Here is a 19,318-nt window from a genome sequence, read left to right on the forward strand (position 1 = left end):
CCCAGACCAAAATGAGGCGGGGCAAACCTGCAGCGGATTAGCATAAACGCATGGAATGGCAGCAGGACATCCTGGGCGCTGACTTCGAGTCGCACGCCTTCCGCGCCACGGGGCCGGACGGTGTGGAGCGCACCGCCACGCTGGTCCGGTTCCGCCCAGCACTGACGAAGTTGCCTCCATCCCCGGGCCGGCGCAGCGCCGTCCTGTTCCTGCATGGCTGGAGCGACTATTTCTTCAACGCGGACCTTGCCCGATTCTGGTCCACGGCGGGTTACGACTTCTACGCACTGGACATGCACAACCACGGCCGGAGCCTGCGTCCGGATTTCCCGGGCGGATACGTCGCCGACCTCATGGACTACGATGCCGAAATCGAAGCTGCATTCCAACTGATCGGCCAGGACGGCGCGGACCCCTCGCTGACCCTTATGGGCCATTCGACAGGAGGACTGGTGGCGGCGCTGTGGGCCAGCCGGCACCCCGGCCGGGTCTCCCGGCTGGTCCTGAACAGCCCGTGGCTGGAGATGCACGGCAGCTCACTGGTGCGGCGTGCGGCATCCAGGATGGTGGGACCGGTCGCGCGGTTCCGGCCCGAAGCCGTGCTTAGGCTTCCGGAACGGGGGTTCTACTGGCGGACCATCAGCAGCTCGGCCGACGGTGAGTGGACTCTGGATGACCGGTACCGTCCCCCGATGGCGTTTCCCGTGCGGGCAGGCTGGCTCAATGCCGTGCTGTCCGGGCACTCCAAGGTGGCGCGGGGCCTCAACATTGATGTTCCCATCCTTGTCCTGCTGTCCAGCGGCAGCGCCAACGGCCTCTTCTGGTCTGAAGAGATGCGGCGGACGGATGCCGTACTTGACGTCAACATCATCGCCACGCGTGCCCTCACCCTTGGCCGTACGGTGACGGTGGAACGCATCGACGGTGCCCTTCATGACGTGTTCCTCTCCCGCGCCGCGGTGCGTGCCGATGCCTACGCCCGGTTGGCACGCTGGCTTAAGGCCTATGGGGACGAGGAGCCATCCGAAAGTTGGAAGAGCGGATGAGCAAAGGGCACGCGGGCCGGGAAAGAGTCGCTGACCAATGGTCTGCCGACATCCTGGGGCCGCGTTTCGAGCAGCGCGTGCTGCCCCTGGAACCCGATGATGAAGGCGAAGTGTGCGCAACGCTTGTCCGTTGCACCGGCCAGGGACCCCGGCAGGGTACGGCGGAACAGCGGGCGGCTGTCAACGTGGTCCTTTACGTCCACGGCTGGGCGGACTACTTCCTCCAGGCGGAAGTCGCGGAGTACCTCACCGGGGCGGGGTTCCCTTTCTACGCCGTTGACCTGCGCAAGTTCGGCCGCAGCCTGCGCCCCTGGCAGACGCCCGGCTTCACTGATGACCTGGGAGTCTACGATGCTGACCTGGCGGCCGCCATCGCGGCGATCAGGGAGGACTTCGAGGACGCCCTGGGACCGGGAGTCTTCCCCACGGTGCACGTCCTGGCGCACTCCCTGGGCGGGCTTATCACCGCCCTGTGGGCTGACCGGAACCCGAAGGCGGTGGGCACCCTGATCCTGAACGCACCGTGGCTGGAACTGCAGGGGAGCAGCATCATCCGCACCATTGCCATGCACCTGGTGGACCCGCTGTCCAGGGCCGATCCCCGCCGCCCATTGTGGCTTCCGGAGATGCCCGGCTACTGGCAGAGCGTCAGCAGCGAGGCCCACGGGGAATGGCACCTCGACCCGCAGTGGCGCCCACGGGCTTCCTTTCCCATTCGGGCAGGATGGGCCAAGGCAGTCCTTGCCGGCCACGCCGCGGTGGAACGGCGGCTGGACATCCGGGCCCCGGCCCTGGTCATGCTGTCGGACCGCACCCGCATCCAAATCGAGTGGTCGGCGGAATTGATGGAGGCGGACGCCGTCATCGATGTCGAGGAGACAGCCCACCGTGCGCTCCGCCTTGGACGGCGGGTGGCGGTGTTCCGCTATCCCGGTGCCATCCACGACGTTTTCCTGTCCCGCCGCGGGGTGCGGGAGGAAGCCTGCCGGGACCTCGCGGCGTGGCTCAGGGGCTACCCAGCCTAAAGGCCGCCTCCTGCCGGAACCGGGTGTGCTGCCGGCGGGGCGTGGACCCTAGGATCCCGCGGGTGCGGCGGCATCCACCGCCCCGCCGTACCGGCGGTCCCGCCGGGCGTACTCCTCCACTGCCGCCCAGAGCGTCCGGCGGTCGACGTCGGGCCACAGCGTGTCCATGAAAACGAACTCGGCGTAGGCGGACTGCCAAAGCATGAAGTTGGACAGCCGCTGCTCGCCCGAGCTGCGGAGGAACAGGTCCACGTCCGGCAGGTCCGGCTCGTCAAGGTACTTCTGGATGGTCCGCTCGGTGATGGCACCGGGTTTCAGCCTGCCCGCAGCAACCTCGGCGGCGATGGCCGAGACCGCGTCGGTAATTTCAGCCCGGCCGCCGTAATTAACACACATGGTCAACGTGCAGGTGCTGTTGCCCGCGGTGAACTCCTCGGCCTCTTCCAGCTCCCGGATGACTGAGCCCCACAGCCGCGGCCGGCGGCCGGACCAGCGGACGCGCACGCCCCATTCATCGAGCTGGTTTCTTTGCCGGCGCAGCACATCCTTGTTAAATCCCATCAGGAAGCGTACTTCCTCCGGAGACCGGCGCCAGTTTTCCGTGGAGAAGGCATAGACGCTGACATACTCGATGCCGAGTTCTATCGCCCCTGCCATGACGTCCAGCAGCGCCGGCTCGCCTGCCTTGTGCCCTTCAATCCGGGGCAGTCCGCGCTGGTTGGCCCAGCGCCCGTTGCCGTCCATCACGATCGCCACGTGGCGGGGAATGAACTCTGCGGGGATGGAGGGCGCCACGGCTCCGGAGGGATGAGGGTACGGTGCAACCACCGGGTGGGTGCGCTTTCGGGACGCGGGGTTCTTTTTGCCGAGGGCCACTGTCAGCTTCGCTCCACATGTTTGAGGGACTTCAGGACTCGTTCGAGATGCCATTGCAGGTACGCCGCCACCAGGCCCGCAGCTTCTTTCCGGTGTGGCGGAAGGGAGCCGTCCGCCGTGGTCCAGTCACCGGTGAGCAGTGCCGCCAGGAGGACCACGGTTTCCGGCGCAGGAGCCGGTGATCCTGGGGGCCTGCAGCCGCTGCAGACCATCCCACCCAGCGGCGCTGAGAAAGCGGTATGCGGGCCGGGAACCCCGCAGCGGGCGCAGTCCGTAAAACTGGGGGCCCAACCGCCGGTGGCCAAGGCGCGCAGCAGATAGGAGTCGAGGATCAGGCCGGCGGCGTGTTCATCCCTGCTCAAGGCGGCCAGGGCACCCACCAGCAGGTTGTACTGGGCAGTTCCTGCCTCCCCGTCGACGTCGGTGAGCTTCTCCGCCGTCTCGGTCATCGCCGCCGCCACCGTATACCGGCCGTAATCGGCGGCAATGCTGCCGCCGTAGGCGCCCTTGGCCACCGCCTGGGTGACGATGTCCAGCGTCTTGCCGGAAACAAGCTGCAGGTCCGCCACCATAAAGGGCTCAAGGCGCGCTCCAAACCGGCTGCTGGTGCGCCGGACCCCCTTGGCCACAGCCCGCACCTGGCCGTGGTGCTTGGTCAGGAGGGTGATGATCCGGTCCGCCTCGCCCAGCTTATGGGTGCGCAGTACGACGGCGTCGTCCCGGTACGCGCGGGAGGCGAAAGAGTGTTGGGCCACGCCTTATCTTCCCATCCTTTGCAGGCACCATTCCGCCGGCCGCCACCAGGCGGGGCTCCGTTGTGCCGCCGGCGGTCCCGGCGGCACAACGGTGCGGCGTCAGGCCCGGGCGTCCCGGATGGCGCGGTTCACGGCGGAAATAACTGCCTTCAGCGAAGACATGCTGGTGTTGGCGTCAATGCCCACGCCCCACAGGACCCGCTCCCCCACGGCGCACTCGACGTAGGCGGCGGCCATGGCATTGCCGCCCTCGGAAAGGGCGTGTTCGCTGTAGTCGAGGACCCGGACATCCACGCCGTCTTCCCGCAGGATGCTCAGCAGGGCCGCAATGGGGCCGTTGCCGGTCCCGGTACGCTGGACCTGCACGCCGTCAACGGTGAGCGAGGCGTGAAGCGTCATGCCGCCGTCGTCATCCGTTTCTGTCTTGACAGCGCCCAGGGAGTAGCGTCCCCACTGCCCGTCTGCCTTCCCGGAGGGCAGGTACTCATCCTGGAAGACCTGCCACAGCTGGGCGCCGCTTACTTCGCCGCCAACGGTGTCCGTGCGCTTCTGGATCACGCCGGAGAATTCGATCTGAGCGCGGCGCGGCAGGTCCAGGCTGTGCTCGTTCTTCAGCAGGTAGGCCACGCCGCCCTTGCCGGACTGCGAGTTGACGCGGATAACGGCCTCGTAGCTGCGGCCCAGGTCCTTGGGGTCCACGGGCAGGTACGGCACCTGCCACGTGAAGTCTTCCACTGCCTTGCCGGCGGCCGCGGCGTCCCGCTCCAACGCCTCGAAACCCTTCTTGATGGCGTCCTGGTGGGAGCCGGAGAACGCGGTGAAGACGAGGTCGCCGCCGTAGGGTGAGCGCTCGGGGACGGGGAGCTGGTTGCAGTACTCCACGGTCCGGCGGACGTCGTCGATGTTGGAGAAGTCGATCATGGGGTCGATGCCCTGCACAAACAGGTTCAGGCCGAGGGTCACCAGGTCGACGTTGCCGGTCCGCTCACCGTTGCCGAAGAGGCAGCCCTCGATGCGGTCGGCGCCGGCCATATAGCCCAGTTCCGCGGCCGCTACGCCAGTGCCGCGGTCATTGTGGGGGTGCAGGGAGAGGATGATGCCTTCGCGGGGATGCAGGTGGCGGCTCATCCACTCGATGGAGTCGGCGTAAACATTGGGGGTGGCCATTTCCACGGTGGCAGGCAGGTTGATGATGACCTGGCGGTCCGCGGAGGCTTCGAAAACATCAGCGACGGCGTTGCAGACCCGCACAGCGTATTCCAGCTCAGTGCCGGTAAAGGACTCCGGGGAGTACTCGTAGGTCACGTGGGTGTCCGCGAGGGTCTCCTCGTACTTCCTGCACAGGCGGGCGCCCTGGAGTGCGATGTCCAGGATGCCGTCCTCGTCCTGGTTGAAGACAACCCGGCGCTGCAGGACGGAGGTGGAGTTGTACAGGTGGACGATGGCCTGCTTGGCGCCTACCAGGGATTCGTAGGTGCGCTCGATCAGGTGCTCGCGGGCCTGGGTGAGGACCTGGATGGTGACGTCGTCCGGGATGTGGTTGCCCTCGATGAGCTGGCGGACAAAGTCGAAATCCGTCTGGGAAGCAGAGGGAAAACCTACCTCAATCTCCTTGTAGCCCATCCGTACCAGCAGGTCGAACATCTTCATCTTGCGGGCAGGGCTCATGGGATCAATCAGGGCCTGGTTGCCGTCACGCAGGTCCACCGCACACCAGCGGGGGGCTTTGGTGATGATCTTGTCCGGCCACGTGCGGTCCGGCAGCTCTACCTTGATCTGGTCCTGGAACGGCGTGTAGCGGTGGGCGGGCATTCCTGAGGGCTTCTGTGCGTTTCGCATTACTATCGGGGCCTTTTCTGTGGTTCTTCGGTGAAAGGGTGGCCGGGCAACACAAACTCCGCAGCGAGGGTGGGCCTTGCGCTAGATCGCGTCTGAGGCCTCGCCGCGGCAGCTAAGAAGAAGGAGCTCTGCACGCACCTTTTGAGGGTAACACGCGTGCGTAAGATGAAAGGGCACTACCGTCCGTAAAGTCCACCATGCAGACGCCGCCGGGTATTCGACCGGGCGCGGCCCTTCATCAAAGGAGTTTCAGTGCCCATATCGGGGATCGACCTGTCCACCATCGACCACACGGTCCGGCCGCAGGATGACCTGTACCAGCACGTCAACGGTGCCTGGCTGAAGGGCGCGGAAATCCCTGACGACCGTCCGCTTGAGGGAGCCTTCACGGCGCTCCGGGACGGTGCAGAGATCGCGGTCCGGGACATCATTGAGGAGGCGGCGGCCAAGGGTGAAGCCGCCAGCGGAATCGAGCGGAAGATCGGCGACCTCTACAACAGCTTCATGGACGAGGCCGCTGTTGAAGCCAAGGGCATGGAACCGATCCGGCAGAGGCTGGCAGCCGTGTTCGCCACAACCACCGTGGCTGAGCTCGTGTCCCTGGCAGGGCGGCTCTTCCGGGCCGATGTTGGGGGGCTCTTCTATATCTACCCGGCCCCCGACGCGGGCAACCCCGACCGGATCCTGCTGTACACCGGACAGGGCGGCCTCGGCCTGCCGGACGAGTCGTACTACCGGGAAGAAAAGTTCGCGCCGACGGTTACGGCGTACAACGCCCACGTGAAGACCATGCTTGAGCTGGCCGGCGTTGCTGACGCCGGGGCCGCCGCCGGGCGGGTGGTGGAGCTGGAGACCAGGCTCGCATCCCACCACTGGGACAAAGTCACGCTCCGGGACCCGCAAAAGACCTACAACCTGAAGACCGCGGATGAAGCGTCCGCGCTGTTCCCCCTGCTCACCACATGGTTCGAAGCCGCCGGCATCGACGAGGCCAAACGCCGGGAAATCGTGGTGAGCACCCCGCCGTTCTTCGACGGGGCCGCAGCGCTCCTTGAGTCCGAGCCGCTGGCCCACTGGCAGGAATGGCTCGCCATGCGGGTGGTGAGCGCCGCGGCCCCCTACCTTTCGTCGTCGTTCGTGGATGCCAATTTCGCCTTCTACGGGACCACACTCAGCGGCACCCCGAGGAACAAGGACCGCTGGAAGCGCGGTGTCGCCGTCGTCGAAGCGGCGCTTGGCGAAGCCGTGGGGCAGATCTACGTCGCCCGGCACTTCCCGGAGACCTATAAGGCCCGCATGCAGGCGCTCGTTGCCAACCTGATAGAGGCCTACCGGCAGAGCATCACCGCCGTGGGCTGGATGGGAGACGCCACAAAGGCGGAAGCGCTCCGGAAACTGGAGGGGTTCCGGGCGAAAATCGGCTACCCGGAGGAATGGATCGATTACTCCGCCGTGGAGATCGATCCGGCTGACCTGCTGGGCAATGTGGAACGTGCACATAATGCCGACGTCGACAGGCACCTTGATGAGGTGGGCAAGCCCGTGGACCGCAACAAGTGGCTCATGACCCCGCAGACGGTCAACGCGTACTACCACCCGATGATGAACGAAATCGTGTTCCCGGCAGCGATCCTGCAGCCCCCGTTCTTCACGGCCGATGCTGACGACGCCGTGAACTATGGCGGCATCGGGGCTGTCATCGGGCACGAGATCGGCCATGGTTTTGATGATCAGGGGTCCCAGTTCGACGGCGGCGGGGCGCTGCGGAACTGGTGGACGGACGAGGACCGGCAGGCTTTCGAAGAACTCACCGCCAAACTCGTAGCCCAATTCGATGCCCTGTCACCCTCCGCGGCGCCAGGACACAACGTCAACGGCCGGCTCACGCTTGGCGAGAACATTGGCGACCTGGCAGGCCTGGCGATCGCCTACAAGGCCTACCAGATCAGCCTTGACGGAAAGGAACCGGAGGTCCTGGACGGCCTGACCGGGGAGCAGCGCTTCTTTGCCTCGTGGGCCGCCGGCTGGCGGCAGGTCATTCGGCAGGAGGAGGCTATCCGCCGTCTCGCGACGGACCCGCACTCCCCTAACGAGTTCCGCACCAATGCCATTGCCAGGAACCTCGACGCCTTCCACGAGGCATTCGAGGTTTCCGAACAGGATGGCATGTGGATGCCTCCCGCGGAACGCGTCAGCATCTGGTAATGACAAGGCACAGCGGGACCCGCCTTCCGGCGGTCCCCGCTGTGCCTTGTCACAGACTGTTCCGTTGTGCCGCTGGGGCCCGGTCCGCTAACGCTCGATGAGCATCGGATTGGCCTGCTGGCAGGCCGCATCCTTGGCTGTCTGGTTAACGATGTCTTCGGGCAATACGGCCGCCCCGTAGGTGGTGCCGGCGGTGAAGTCGGTACCGAGGTATACCTGGACCCCTGCGATGTTCGGGGCAGGGAGCATTTGTTCAGCGGGAATACCCAGCATTGCGGCAACATCCGCTGCCACGTCCGCGAAGTCCGGGCCGTAGTAGACCACTGACTGCGCCACAGCCGTCGCCTCAAACCGGCCGGCCTGCGCGAATCCGCCGGCGACCAGGGCCTGGACTATTTCCTGGGCACGGCCCGGGACGCCGCTGCCGTTGGCCACCGTGACAGGCTGCAGGGCTTTGTCGTAGGGCGGGGGCGCAGGCGTGGTTTCCGTGGGGGTCGGGGGTGCCGACGTCTCCGTTGGCGGAGGCGACGGAGCGGTTGGATCGGTCAGGTCGACGTCCTGCCGCATTGCCGAGAAGAGCTGGGAACCTGCGGGCTCGGCAATCTGGAGCCTGTTCGGATCCAGCACCGCGGGGGTGGTGGGCACAGCCACGAACGCCACCTTGCTGACGTCGATGTCCTTGAGCCGGGACCCGATGGTGAGCAGGCTGGGCACCGAGGCCAGCCCTTCATCGACGGTCAGGTTCTGGGTTACCACGTCGGCGATCTTCAGCATCTTCCCCGGATCCGAGAGCGTACCGTCGTCCTTGATCTTGCGGGTCAGGGAGGACAGGAACCCTTGCTGGGCCTTGATCCGGCCCAGGTCGCCGCCGTCGGCAAAGGCATGCCGGGTGCGCAGGAACGCGAGGGCCATCTCACCCTGGACAGCCGAGGTGCCGGCCGGCAGCCGGAGGCGTGAGTCAGGATCATAGACGGCGTCACTGATGCACACCTCCACACCCCCGACCGCGTTGGACAGTTCCTTCACGGCATTGAAGTCAGCCATCATGAAGTGGTCCACTTCCAGGCCGGTGAGTTTGTTGACGGTGTCCACGGCGCAGCCAATGCCTGCTTCAGCCATGGCTTCATTGATCATCACACCGCTGCGGGCAGGATAGACCTGGTTGGTTTTCGGGTCCTTGCACTGCGGGATGTCAACCAGCAGGTCCCGCGGGAAGCTGATGACGCTGACGCGCTTGTTGTCCTCGGAGATGTCCATCAGCATCATGACATCGGACTTGCCGTATCCGTTGGAGTCATCCGCGGTACCGTATTCGGAGTTCTTCCCGTCACGGGTATCGGAACCGAGGATGAGGATCTGCATCCGTCCGGTGGCGTCGCTCACGGATTCGTTGCTGCCGCCACCGGCGTTCAGGGGCGCTTTGGAAATGTTGCCCTGCAGGCGCAGAAACCAGAAGCCTGCGAAGGCGAGGCCGCCCACAATAGCCACTGACAGGATGGCCGTGACCACCTTCAGCCACACCGGCATTCCGCTTATGCGCCCAAGATGGCGGGCTGCACCGACGGTACCGCCGTCGGCGTGGCGGGATACGGGTCCCGCTCCGGCGGGACCATCGAGTCCGTTGTCGCGTCTGTCGCGGCCTAGCCCCACGTGGTGAACCTTCCTCTAAAAACCAAATCCGGCCCATTTTAGTGGCCCGGGCTGGGAAAATGCCGGGCGGCCTGCGCCGGCGGAGCCGAAACGGCTCAGAAACCCAGCTTGACCAGCTGTTTCGGGTCCCGCTGCCAGTCCTTCGCCACCTTCACGTGAAGGTCGAGATAGATCCGCGTGCCCAGGAGCGCCTCGATGCCCTTGCGTGCATTGGTGCCCACTTCACGCAGCCGGCTGCCGCCCTTGCCGATGATGATCGCCTTCTGCGAGGGACGCTCAACGTAGAGATTGACCCGCACGTCCAGCAGCGGGCTGTCTTCGGGCCGGTCTTCGCGGGGAACGATTTCCTCCACAACCACAGCGAGCGAGTGCGGAAGTTCATCGCGGACACCTTCCAGCGCCGCCTCGCGGATCAGTTCTGCGACCATGACGGCCTCAGGTTCGTCCGTCAGTTCACCGTCGGGGTACAGCGGGGGCGACGGCGGCATGTGGCTGATCAGGACGTCAGCAACGGTGCCCACCTGGAAGCCGTCGGTGGCAGAAACGGGAACGATGTCCTTCCAGCCGTCCTCCCCCATCACTTCCCTGCCGAGGGCTGCGACGGCCAGGAGCTGTTCCGTCAGGGCCTGGCGGTCCACGAGGTCGGCTTTGGTGACGATGGCGATCACGGGCTTGCGGCCAACCGCCGCGAGCTGGGCGGCAATGAATTTGTCTCCGGGGCCGATCTTTTCGTTGGCCGGCAGGCAGAACCCAATCGCATCAACTTCGGCCAGCGTATCCGCCACGAGGTCATTAAGGCGCTTGCCAAGGAGCGTCCGCGGGCGATGGAGGCCCGGCGTATCCACGAGGATGAGTTGTGCGTCCTCGCGGTGAACGATGCCGCGGATGGTGTGGCGGGTGGTCTGCGGTTTGGCGGACGTAATGGCCACCTTCTTGCCCACCAGCGCGTTCGTCAAAGTGGACTTGCCCGCGTTGGGCCGTCCCACCAGGATCGCAAATCCTGCGTGGAAACCGCCGAAATCGTCCTGGCCTTCGGCCTTATTTTTCTTGCTCACGTGAAACTCCCTGCTGGGTTGCTTCCGCCTCGTCGAAGAGATCTTCAAGGTCAGTGTCTTCTTTTGCCAACGGTGCCGCAATAATGTGGCTGACGCGGTTTCGGCGGCCTTCAAGCCGGTCGGCCCGCAGGGACACACCGTGCACTTCCACGGAGCTCCCCACAATGGGAACGCGGCCCAGGGCCTTGGCGAGCAGGCCGCCGACGGTGTCCACTTCGTCGTCGTCAAGCTCAATGCCGAAGAGCTCGCCGAGGTCGTCAATCCCCATCCGCGCGCTGACCCGGTACGAACCGTCCCCCAGCTCCACGGCCTCCGCGCTTTCGGTGTCGTACTCGTCCACGATTTCGCCCACGATTTCCTCGATAAGGTCCTCGAGGGTGACCAGGCCGGCCGTTCCGCCGTATTCGTCGATCACGATGGCCACGTGCGTGGACTCTTTCTGCAGCTCCCGGAGCAGGTCGCTGACAGGTTTCGACTCCGGTACGTAGCGAACGTCGCGGGCGAGCGATTCCACCAGCGGCGGCTCCTCGTTGGGCGCCAGCTCATGGATGACGGCGGCAACATCCTTCAGGTAGATGATGCCCAGGATCTGGTCGGTACTGTCGCCGATCACCGGAATCCTGGAATAGCCGGAACGAAGGAAAAGCGACATGGCCTGGCGCAGGCTTGACCCCGCTTCGATGGTAAGGATGTCGGTCCGGGGCACCATGACGGCGCGGACAAGGGTGTCACCGAAGTCGAAGACGGACTGGATCATCTCAGCCTCGGTGTCCTCGATCATGTCCGACTCGCTGGCGCGCTCCACGAGTTCACGGAATTCCTGCTCGCTGAAGAACGCCTCGTCGCCGCCGGGGGCCCCGGGGGCCGCCGTGCTTCCAAGCCTCACCAGCCAGCCCGGGATGGGCCCCAGCACCCAGGTGAGGAAACGGATCGTCGGCGCGGTGAAGCGGACAACAGCGGCTGCGTGCAGCCGTCCGAGTTGCCGCGGGGAGACACCAACAATGACAAAGCCCAGCAGGGCCATAATCCCGGTTGCTGCAAGGCCCGCAAGCCAAACGTTGCTGAGCAGGCTGTAGAGCAGGACGGACACGGCAACGGCGGACGCCATTTCGAACCAGATGCGCCAGAACCTCAGGGCGCGGATGTGCGCCACAGGCTGGCCGAGGATGCGCCGCAGGGCGGTGCCGCGGCTCTTGACCAGGGCTTCCTCGGCATCATGGCGCGGGATGAAGTTGAACGCGGCCTCCGCCGCGGTCAGCACCGCCGCAACGGCCAGGAAAACCAGGGCCATTGCCACGAGGAGCAGGGGCGTCACTGGGTGGTCTCGGCAGGCGCTTCTTTGCCCGTGAAGCCGGACAGCAGCTCACGCTGGAGCCCGAACATCTCGGCCTTTTCCTCGGGTTCGGCGTGGTCGTATCCCAGCAGATGCAGGATGCCGTGGGTGGTCAGCAGCAACATCTCGTCCTGGAGGGGGTGGCCGGCGTTTTTGGCCTGCACCCGGGCCACCTGGGGGCAAATGGCAATGTCGCCCAGCATTCCCTGGGGCGTGGGCCGGTCAGGCGTACCCGGGGTCAGCTCGTCCATGGGCACGGACAAAACATCCGTGGAACCTGGCTCGTCCATCAGTTCGATGTGAAGCTTCTCCATTGCAGGCTCATCCACCAGGAGGATGGACAGTTCAGCCTGCGGATGGATGTAGAGCTGTTCGAAGATGTACCGGGACAAAGCAACGAGTTCAGCTTCGTCCACCTGGACACCGGACTCGTTGTTGACCTCGATGCTCATGCGTGTTCCCCCCGCTTGCCGGCGCCGGTCGAATGCTTTACCCGGCTGCGCTGTGCCTCATCCCAGATGCTGTAGGCGTTGACAATATCCCCCACCAGGCGGTGCCGGACAACGTCTGCGGCGTCCAGCACCGAGAAACTGACGCCTTCGATACCCTGCAGGATCTCCGCCACAATACGGAGCCCGGAGCGGGTGCCGAAGGGCAGGTCAACCTGGGTGACGTCGCCGGTGACCACCATCTTGGAGCCAAAGCCCAGCCGGGTCAGGAACATCTTCATCTGCTCGGGCGTGGTGTTCTGCGCCTCGTCAAGGATGATGAAGGCGTCATTGAGCGTGCGTCCGCGCATGTAGGCCAGCGGAGCCACTTCGATGGTGCCCGCCGCCATCAGCCTGGGAATGGACTCCGGGTCCATCATGTCGTGCAGCGCGTCGTAGAGGGGGCGCAGGTAGGGATCAATCTTGTCGCTCAGGGTTCCGGGCAGGAATCCCAGCCGTTCCCCGGCTTCAACTGCCGGGCGCGTCAGGATAATCCGGCTGACCTCTTTTTGCTGAAGCGCCTGCACAGCCTTTGCCATGGCCAGGTAGGTCTTCCCTGTTCCGGCCGGGCCAATGCCAAAGATCACCGTGTTGTTGTCGATGGCGTCGACGTAGGTCTTCTGGTTCAGCGTCTTGGGACGGATTGTCCTCCCGCGGCTGGAAAGGATGTCGTGGGTCAGAACATCCACGGGGTTCTGCAGCGACTGGGTACGCAGGAGGGCCACGAGCTGCTGAAGGACAGCGGGACTGATAACCGTGCCGCGGGCCACCAGGCCGCGGACCTCGTGGAGGAGCCGCATGATGCGGGGCACGTCGCTGGCAGGACCAGTGATGGAAAGTTCATTTCCGCGGACGTGGAAATTGACGTGCGGGAACTGTTCCTCAATGAAGCGCAAAGCCTCATCGTGGCTGCCCAAGGACTGGACCATCTGGTCGGAGTTGTCGAAAAGTACAACCTCGGTACGGCTGCCGGGCAGGGAATGGGGAAACTCCCCCGCAGCGCCTTCGCCTGTGTTGAGCCGGCGCTTTCCATTCGCTGATTCAGTCATGGTGACGGCCCGCAGGCCCGTGATCCCCTCAAAGTACGAAAATAATGTCCACCGCAGGGCCGGCCACCGCATCCGGCGCGCCTTGCCCAAGCGGTCCCTCCATCTTACGCCAGTACGGCGTCAACACCGGATGAGGCAACCAGCCACGGACCAGGGCAAGGCGGCCTTCAGGCGCGGAGGCTGCGTCATTAGGTATCAACTTCATATCGGCCTCATATCGTTCCCGTTGCAGTTGGCCCCGGGGACCATGGCAGGGCCGTACGGTCCAGCGCCCTGTGCCATGCTGGAAATCCAGCTTCATTGCTGGACTACCGCCGCCCGGAAGCGGCCCAGTTGCGAAAGGACAGGCAACCAAACGTGCCGGCATCAGCTGCGCCCCTGAGGGCAGGACGACGCTGGGGCCGTGCGCGCCCTGCGGTCCTCGCAGTGGTTCTGGCAGTGGGCCCGCTCCTGGCGGGGTGCCTGGCCGAGCCCAATCCTGCACCTACCGGCCTCCTGAACTCCGGGCCTGCCGCCACCGGCACCGCACCATCCACCAGCGCCCCCCTTGAAACCACGCAGTCCTCCAACAAGGCGCCGGTGTACTGGATTGGCCGCACCGGCAGCAGCGTGTTCCTCTACCGGGAGTTCCGGGACGTGCCGGAGCAGGAAAACCCCGTGACGCGTGCCCTGCGGGCGATGATGAAGGATAAGCCGCTTGATCCGGACTTCTTCACCCCGTGGCAGAATCCCAGCAAGCTCGCCACCTCGATTTCCGGCAAGGACGTTATTACGGTGGACGTGTCCGAGGACGCGTTCAACAGCAACCTCGACGCTGACATGGCGGCCCGTGCCGTCCAGCAGCTTGTTTATACGGCCACGGCCGCTGCGGCCAGCTCCGGGCTCATTGACTCCGGGCAGCAGATCCGGGTGCGGATCCTTGTGGACGGGCACACGGACTACGTTGCTTTCGACCATATCCAGCTGGGTGACCTCATGACGAGGGGCGCGGGCATGGTGGCGCCCGTCTGGATCATCGATCCGCAGGAAAATGTGGAAATTGCCGACGGAAGCGTGAAGATCACCGGCCGCAGCACCCTGGCCGGCAGCAAGCTGCGCTGGCAGATCCAGCGGGCGGAGCAGGACGGCAACAAGGTACCGTTCCTCACCGGAGAAACAACGGCCTCCGCCCAGCCCGGACAGGGAGGGATCTTCACGCTTGCCCTCACGCTGCCTTCCGGCGACTACGAGTTGCGCGTGGCCCAGGCCGGCGCCGACGGGCAGCCGGACCAGAACGAGGACTCGCGGGCTTTCAAAGTCCGCTAGCCCGCACGCTGCAGCTTCGGCGGCCTGCTCAACCGGCAGGCTCGGCAGCATGCGCCGCCCAGCGGCCCAGGACGTCGCTGGCAAGCACGACGGCGGCGGGGCCGGCGGTGGATGAGCGCAGCACATGGTGCCCCAGCAGGGCCGTGACAGCACCCTTGCCGCAGAGCCGGGTTACTTCCCGGGGACTGATGCCGCCTTCCGGCCCAACGATCAGGAAGATTTCGCGGGGTTCCGTTGGGGTTCCGCCGCGCTGCCATGCTTCCAGCACTGTCCGCAAGGGCCTAACCGCGTCCTCGTGCAGGATGACGGCAAGCCCTGCGGCCTCCACGAGGCCGGCCAGCGCGGCGGTGTCGACGACGGGCCGCACCTCGGGAACCCAGGCGCGGCGCGCCTGCTTGGCGGCTGCCGTGACCACGGACTGCCATTTGGCGTGGGCCTTCGCGGCCCGGTCGCCTTTCCAGCGGACGATGGACCGTTCGGACTGCCAGGGTATGACGGCGTCGATCCCGAGTTCGGTTGCCGTCTCAATGGCAAGTTCGTCGCGGTCGCCCTTTGCCAGCGCCTGTACCAGCACCAGCCTTGTCCCCGGCTGCGGCTCAACGGCCAGGGAGGAGCATTCAACATCCAGCCCGGAGGGGGACGCCGCAAGCACCTTTCCGCTCATGCGCGTCCCGGCGCCGTCCACGATGTCAACGGGCTCGCCCGGGGCAAGCCGCTTCACCGTGACGGCGTGCCGCGCCTCGGGCCCCTCCAGGACAAAGACTTCCCCCGCCACCAGCTGGTCAAGGGAACCGGGAGGAGTGAAAAAGACCGGGTTGCTCACCGCTACAGGTTACCGAGCCGGTCCCGGAGCTTGGCGAACATGCCCCCGCTGGCCGCAAGCTTGCCCTCGGTGATCTGTTCACCGCGCATCTTGGCAAGCTGACGCAGGAGGTCCTCCTGCGCGGCGTCCAGCTTGGCGGGAGTCTCGACCTGGAGGTGCACTTTCAGGTCGCCGCGCCCGTACCCGCGAAGGTGGGTCACGCCAAGTCCGCGAAGGGTGATGATCTCGCCGGACTGGGTGCCCGGCTTGACGTCGATCTCCTGCGGTCCGTCGAACGTTTCCAGGCTCACCTCGGTGCCCAGGGCTGCAGCGGTCATGGGAAGGTGCAGGGTTGCGTGGAGGTCGTCGTTGTCCCGGACATAGGTGGCGTCGTTGTTCACGCGGATCTCGACGTAGAGGTCGCCGGCGGGACCGCCGGCGGGACCTGCTTCGCCCTGGCCGGAAAGCTGGATGCGGGTTCCGGTGGCTACGCCGGCGGGAACCTTGATGGTCAGCGAACGGCGGCTGCGGATGCGTCCCTGGCCGCTGCACTCATTGCAGGGGTCCTTGATGACGGTGCCGAAGCCCTCGCAGGTACCGCACGGGGCGGCGGTCATGACCTGTCCCAGGATGGAGCGCACGGCACGCTGGACCTGGCCGCTGCCGCCGCAGATGTCGCAGCGTTCCGGATGGGTTCCCGGCCGGCAGCACGAACCTTCGCAGGTGGGGCACGTGACGGCCGTGTCCACTTCCAGCTTCTTGTTGACGCCGAAGACAGCGTCGCGGAGTTCGATGCGGACACTGATGAGTGCGTCCTGGCCGCGCCTGACGCGGGAAGCCGGGCCCGTTGTTCCGCCGGCCCCGAAGAAGGTGTCGAAGATGTCCTGGAACGCGAATCCCTGGCCGGCGTAGCTGCCTCCGCCGAAGCCGTTGTCCGTGCCGTTCTCGTTGCCGGTGGTGTCGTAGACGCGGCGCTTCTGCGGGTCCGAAAGAACCTCGTAGGCGTGGGTCACGGCCTTGAAGCGGTCCGACGCGTCCTCACCCGGGTTGACGTCCGGGTGGAGCGTGCGCGCCAGCTTGCGGTAGGCCTTCTTGATCTCTTCTCCCGTGGCCTCCGGTGAGACTCCAAGGACGTCGTAGTGGCTGCTCAAAGTTCGTATCTCTTCCTTGTTGTACTGCCTGCAGTTGGACTGCGGGAAATGATCTGCATGCCCGGGAACGGGAAAACGTCAGGGTCCCAGGATCCGCGAAAGGTAGCGGGCAACGGCCCTGACTGCGGCCATGGTGGTGGGATAGTCCATCCGGGTTGGTCCCAGGACACCAATTTTCGCAATGTGGTCCGGACCGTACCCCGTGGCAACGACGGACGCCTCGGCAAGGCCGTCGTAGGGATTCTCGCGGCCGATGCTGACAGCCACCCCGCGGTGGTCCTGCGCCATTTCGCTCAGCAGGCGGAGCATGACCACCTGTTCCTCGAGTGCTTCCAGGACCGGTCCGATGCTGAGCGGAAAGTCCACGTTGGAACGCGCAAGGTTGGCGGTGCCCGCCATGACCATGCGGTCTTCCCTGCTGCTCTGGGCCAGGCCTTCGAGGCCGACGGCGAGGGCATGGGCGGCCTGCCTTTGCCCCGGGCCGGCTGTGGCCACCACTGCCGGCAGGGACTGGGCGAGCTGGTTCAGCGGAGTGCCGGCAAGGGAGCCAAGGAACCGTGCCCGCAGGGTGGCGAGGGCGTCGTCCCCCAGGTCCTGGCCGACGTCGATAACGCGCTGTTCCACTTTGCCGCTGTTGGCGATCAGCACCACCAGCACCTTGCGCGGCGCGAGGAGGACGAACTCGATATGGCGGACCAGTGCCCGGCTCAGGTGCGGATACTGGACCACGGCAACCTGGTTGGTCAGCTGCGACAGCAGGCGGACCGTGCGGTCAAGGACGTCGTCGAGGTCGTCAGATCCTTCCAGCAGCGACTGGATGGCCCTGCGCTCGGCCTGGGACAGCGGTTTGACCGCCGAGATCTGGTCCACGAACAGCCGGTAACCCTTGTCAGTGGGGATACGTCCGGCGCTGGTGTGCGGAGCGGTGATCAGGCCCTCTTCCTCCAGGGCGGCCATATCGTTCCTGATCGTTGCGCTGGACACACCGAGATGGTGCCGCTCCACCAGGGCCTTGGACCCGACGGGTTCCCGGGAGTGGACGTAGTCCTCCACGATTGCACGCAGCACTTCAAGTTTGCGTGGCTCGCTCACACTCCACCTCCATCCAGGGTTCGGGGCGGCCGCGCCGCCCGCGCTGTGCCACCTCAAGGGTTAGCACTCGACATGCCTCAGTGCTAACAGTCTATTATGACTCCCGCCGTTGCTAGCATTGGTACCGCTCCGGGCGAAATCCGGACCTGTGACCGAACGCTAGGCGGAGTGAAACCATGCAGTACCAGAACTGGGGCCCACGCGACTTGTCCGCTCCCGCAAAGACTGAACTGCCCGAGGTTCCCGTTGAACGGGGAATGGTCCTTGAGGACGTCCAGTCCGGCTGGGTGGGCGCCGTGACCCGGGTGGAAAAGTCCGGCGGCATGCACGTGGTTGCCCTGGAGGACCGGCGCGGTAAATCCCGGTCCTTCCGGCTTGGTTTCGGATTCCTCCTCGAAGGCCGGGCCATCAAGCTCCTGCCCCCGGCCCCGCGGCAGGCCGCCGGCGCCGTCGCCGGCCGGACCGCCTCCGGGTCCGTCCGCGTCGCCGGCCAGCGGGCACAGGTGGCCAAGGCCAGCCGGATCTGGGTGGAGGGAAAGCACGACGCCGAACTGGTGGAAAAGGTCTGGGGAGACGACCTGCGCGTGGAGGGCATCGTCGTCGAACCACTGCACGGCATTGATGACCTGGCGGGGGCCGTCGCAGCGTTCAGGCCCGGACCGGGCAGGCGCCTCGGCGTCCTGGTGGACCACCTGGTGCCGGATTCCAAGGAATCCCGCATTGCGGACGCCGTCATGGCCTCGCCGGGAGCTGCAGGGAACGTCCTGATTGTGGGTCACCCTTACGTGGACGTGTGGCAGGCCATCCGGCCCGCGGTCCTGGGCATTGAGCAGTGGCCGGTAGTGCCGCGCGGGCAGGATTGGAAGACCGGCATCCTCGCAGCGTTCGGCTGGCCCCATGCCACAAAGGAGGACATCGGGCTTGGCTGGCAGAAACTGCTCGGCGCCGTCCGAACGTACGCCGACCTGGAAGCCTCGCTGCTGGGGAGGGTCGAAGAAGTCATCGACTTCCTCACCGTGCCCTGAAGGACGGTTCTGCCCCGGCCCGCGCATCCCGGGCAGGTATGGGGCCGGTACCAAGTATTCTTGGTACTGCGGATCCTGCAACATTGCAGGCCGCCGCACCCAATAAGCTTTCTTAGCCGGCACCATTGCACTTCAGAAGGAACAGACTGTGGCAGAAAACGCACGTGATCACAGGGACAGCCCGGGCGGCCAGGGCCGTTCGGAGTACCACGGCGTTCCCGCGAATGCGCTGCCCCTGACAGCCAGCGAAGACCGGCAATGGGCCACCATGGCGCACTTCGGGGGCATCCTGGGCTGCGTTCCGTCGCTGCTGATCTACCTGATCTTCCGGGACCGCGGGCCCTTCACGGCACAGGAATCCAAGGAAGCCCTGAATTTCAGCCTGCCGCCCACCATTGCTGCCCTGCTGGCGAACATCCTGGTGGTCTTCGTCCCCGTGATCGGCAACATCTTTGCCGTCATCGCCACCCTCATCTGGATTGCGCTCACCTGCTTCTCGGTGGCGGCCGGCATCCATGTCAACCGTGGCCAGCCGCACCGTTACCAGTACAACCTGCGCTGGATCAAGTAGCGGCTGCACGGGTCCACGCCGGCGGGGTTCCCTGGCGGGCGCGGGCCCGCG

The 19,318-nt window shown here is 65.6% G+C and carries 17 protein-coding genes; 6 read left to right on the top strand and 11 right to left on the bottom strand.

The genetic code is table 11. The features are described 5' to 3' along the window. The first annotated feature begins 50 nt into the window (after window positions 1-50). Both SMD14_RS10405 and SMD14_RS10410 read left to right on the top strand, forming a co-directional pair. Window positions 51-1,046, top strand: coding sequence for an alpha/beta hydrolase (locus tag SMD14_RS10405; protein WP_321213584.1), 996 nt, complete (start codon window positions 51-53; stop codon window positions 1,044-1,046). After that, window positions 1,043-2,071, top strand: coding sequence for an alpha/beta hydrolase (locus tag SMD14_RS10410; RefSeq protein ID WP_321213585.1), 1,029 nt, complete (start codon window positions 1,043-1,045; stop codon window positions 2,069-2,071). Before SMD14_RS10405 ends, SMD14_RS10410 begins: the two co-directional genes overlap by 4 nt. Before the next feature lie 48 nt (window positions 2,072-2,119). Here SMD14_RS10410 and SMD14_RS10415 read toward each other — a convergent pair whose 3' ends face one another. The 3 genes from SMD14_RS10415 to leuA form a co-directional block, all read right to left on the bottom strand. After that, window positions 2,120-2,947: an isoprenyl transferase gene (locus SMD14_RS10415; RefSeq protein WP_321213586.1), complete on the bottom strand. Its 828-nt coding sequence runs from the start codon at window positions 2,945-2,947 to the stop codon at window positions 2,120-2,122. Window positions 2,948-2,949: 2 nt separating this feature from the next. Beyond that, the gene (recO, locus tag SMD14_RS10420) at window positions 2,950-3,702 is read right to left on the bottom strand and encodes a DNA repair protein RecO (RefSeq protein ID WP_321213587.1); all 753 of its coding nucleotides are present in this window, start codon (window positions 3,700-3,702) and stop codon (window positions 2,950-2,952) included. A gap of 99 nt (window positions 3,703-3,801) precedes the next feature. After that, window positions 3,802-5,541, bottom strand: coding sequence for a 2-isopropylmalate synthase (gene leuA / locus SMD14_RS10425; RefSeq protein ID WP_321213588.1), 1,740 nt, complete (start codon window positions 5,539-5,541; stop codon window positions 3,802-3,804). A 252-nt stretch (window positions 5,542-5,793) separates the two neighbouring features. Between leuA and SMD14_RS10430 the strand changes: the two genes are divergently transcribed. Next, window positions 5,794-7,746: a M13-type metalloendopeptidase gene (locus SMD14_RS10430; RefSeq protein WP_321213589.1), complete on the top strand. Its 1,953-nt coding sequence runs from the start codon at window positions 5,794-5,796 to the stop codon at window positions 7,744-7,746. 87 nt (window positions 7,747-7,833) lie between these two features. Here the strand turns inward: SMD14_RS10430 and SMD14_RS10435 are convergent, their stop codons facing one another. From SMD14_RS10435 to SMD14_RS10455, 5 genes are all read right to left on the bottom strand, one after another. Then, the gene (locus SMD14_RS10435; protein WP_409339725.1) at window positions 7,834-9,273 is read right to left on the bottom strand and encodes an LCP family protein; all 1,440 of its coding nucleotides are present in this window, start codon (window positions 9,271-9,273) and stop codon (window positions 7,834-7,836) included. A 218-nt stretch (window positions 9,274-9,491) separates the two neighbouring features. Continuing rightward, window positions 9,492-10,451, bottom strand: a complete 960-nt coding sequence (gene era / locus SMD14_RS10440; RefSeq protein WP_321213591.1) for a GTPase Era — start codon at window positions 10,449-10,451, stop codon at window positions 9,492-9,494. Continuing rightward, the gene (locus SMD14_RS10445) at window positions 10,435-11,766 is read right to left on the bottom strand and encodes a hemolysin family protein (protein WP_321213592.1); all 1,332 of its coding nucleotides are present in this window, start codon (window positions 11,764-11,766) and stop codon (window positions 10,435-10,437) included. The genes era and SMD14_RS10445 overlap by 17 nt, the downstream gene beginning before the upstream one ends. Further along, window positions 11,763-12,236 (bottom strand): rRNA maturation RNase YbeY, encoded by a 474-nt coding sequence (ybeY, locus tag SMD14_RS10450; protein ID WP_157242282.1) that lies wholly within the window; start codon window positions 12,234-12,236, stop codon window positions 11,763-11,765. The genes SMD14_RS10445 and ybeY overlap by 4 nt, the downstream gene beginning before the upstream one ends. Then, complete coding sequence (locus SMD14_RS10455) at window positions 12,233-13,321, bottom strand: PhoH family protein (protein ID WP_157242281.1); 1,089 nt, start codon at window positions 13,319-13,321, stop codon at window positions 12,233-12,235. Before SMD14_RS10455 ends, ybeY begins: the two co-directional genes overlap by 4 nt. Window positions 13,322-13,678: 357 nt before the next feature. Between SMD14_RS10455 and SMD14_RS10460 the strand changes: the two genes are divergently transcribed. Then, on the top strand, window positions 13,679-14,626 hold the full coding sequence (locus SMD14_RS10460) for a GerMN domain-containing protein (protein ID WP_321213593.1): 948 nt from the start codon (window positions 13,679-13,681) through the stop codon (window positions 14,624-14,626). 28 nt (window positions 14,627-14,654) lie between these two features. Here SMD14_RS10460 and SMD14_RS10465 read toward each other — a convergent pair whose 3' ends face one another. The 3 genes from SMD14_RS10465 to hrcA form a co-directional block, all read right to left on the bottom strand. Beyond that, window positions 14,655-15,449 carry a 16S rRNA (uracil(1498)-N(3))-methyltransferase gene (locus SMD14_RS10465; protein ID WP_321213594.1) on the bottom strand — a complete coding sequence of 265 codons (795 nt, stop codon included), beginning with the start codon at window positions 15,447-15,449 and terminating at the stop codon, window positions 14,655-14,657. Between the two features lie 2 nt (window positions 15,450-15,451). Then, the gene (gene dnaJ, locus SMD14_RS10470) at window positions 15,452-16,579 is read right to left on the bottom strand and encodes a molecular chaperone DnaJ (RefSeq protein WP_157242280.1); all 1,128 of its coding nucleotides are present in this window, start codon (window positions 16,577-16,579) and stop codon (window positions 15,452-15,454) included. A gap of 78 nt (window positions 16,580-16,657) precedes the next feature. After that, complete coding sequence (hrcA, locus tag SMD14_RS10475; protein WP_321213595.1) at window positions 16,658-17,671, bottom strand: heat-inducible transcriptional repressor HrcA; 1,014 nt, start codon at window positions 17,669-17,671, stop codon at window positions 16,658-16,660. A gap of 176 nt (window positions 17,672-17,847) precedes the next feature. On the opposite strand from hrcA, the gene SMD14_RS10480 reads away from it, so the two are divergent. After that, a complete protein-coding gene (locus tag SMD14_RS10480) occupies window positions 17,848-18,696 on the top strand; it encodes a DUF3097 domain-containing protein (RefSeq protein ID WP_157242278.1) in 849 nt (282 codons plus the stop codon). 148 nt (window positions 18,697-18,844) lie between these two features. Continuing rightward, the gene (locus SMD14_RS10485; protein WP_321213596.1) at window positions 18,845-19,267 is read left to right on the top strand and encodes a DUF4870 domain-containing protein; all 423 of its coding nucleotides are present in this window, start codon (window positions 18,845-18,847) and stop codon (window positions 19,265-19,267) included. Window positions 19,268-19,318 lie beyond the last annotated feature (51 nt).

This window comes from Pseudarthrobacter oxydans (assembly GCF_034258515.1).
In the GTDB taxonomy this organism is placed as follows: domain Bacteria; phylum Actinomycetota; class Actinomycetes; order Actinomycetales; family Micrococcaceae; genus Arthrobacter.